This window comes from Catenulispora pinisilvae, assembly GCF_015356865.1.
GTDB lineage: Bacteria > Actinomycetota > Actinomycetes > Streptomycetales > Catenulisporaceae > Catenulispora > Catenulispora pinisilvae.
On record NZ_JAAFZA010000574.1, the window covers coordinates 1 to 580 of the forward strand.

Here is a 580-nt window from a genome sequence, read left to right on the forward strand (position 1 = left end):
AAGCAGTCGCCGGAGCGGCGTTTCCATGCCCTGTATGACCGTGTCCACAGGGGTGACGTGCTGTGGGAGGCGTGGAGACGAGTCCGGATCAACCGTGGAGCAGCCGGGGTCGATCGTGTGACCTTGGTTTTTATCGAGGAGACCTATGGGGTCGGCCGGTTGTTGGCCGAGATCCAGCAGGACCTTCGAGACGGGACCTATCGTCCGGTGCCGACGCGGCGCCGGTTGATCCCGAAACCAGCCGGTGGTTTCAGGCCGTTGGGGATTCCCACGGTCCGCGACCGGGTGGTCCAGCAGGCGGCGAAGCTGGTGTTGGAACCGATTTTCGAGGCGGACTTTCTAGAGGTCTCCTACGGGTTCCGGCCTCGGCGCAGTGCGACGCAGGCGATGGAGCGGCTTCGTGTCGGGTTCATCAAGGGCCACGTGTTCGTCGTGGAGTTCGACATCAAAGATTTCTTTAACCGTATCGACCATGCAGCGCTGATGGCCGAGGTGGAGAAGCGGGTCAGTGATCGTCGAGTGCTGAAGCTGCTGCGGCAGTGGTTGCAGGCCGGGGTGATGGTCGAAGACGGCAGTGTCG

1 protein-coding gene is annotated in these 580 nt (G+C 62.6%); it reads left to right on the plus strand.

What is annotated here, in order from left to right; translation table 11 throughout:
* Positions 1-123: 123 nt before the first annotated feature.
* On the plus strand, positions 124-580 hold a 457-nt coding region (locus IZR01_RS49480), incomplete at its 3' end, for a reverse transcriptase domain-containing protein (protein WP_267255024.1).